General features: G+C 53.3%; 1 protein-coding gene. It reads right to left on the bottom strand.

The window, feature by feature from the left end:
- Window positions 1-257 (bottom strand): hypothetical protein (locus LKK83_RS00265; protein WP_324628746.1); only part of this gene is annotated, 257 nt, incomplete at both ends.

Below are 257 nucleotides of genomic sequence, written 5' to 3'. Positions count from 1 at the left end.
TAGGTCTTGGCCACTAACTGCCAATCGGCTTGGGTTGCTGAGTCCCCCAAGGTGATGAATTTGCGGGCTTTGCGGATGCTGGCGACGGTCTGTTTGCCGGCTTTGAGCAGTTTGACGAGCAGGTGGTGGTCGTCGATTTTGGTCAGTTCTTTGAGGGCGCTGATGCTCCAAGACTGCACTGACTTGAGGATGAGCTTTTGGATAGATTGGCGCTGCGAGTCAAACCATTCGGAGATTTGGATTAATGCTCGCGCCAT

The organism is Phormidium sp. CCY1219 (assembly GCF_035615515.1).
Classification (GTDB): Bacteria; Cyanobacteriota; Cyanobacteriia; order Cyanobacteriales; family Laspinemataceae; genus CCY1219.
Note: the sequence above shows the minus strand (reverse complement) of the source record. Positions and strands in the feature narration are given on the sequence as shown.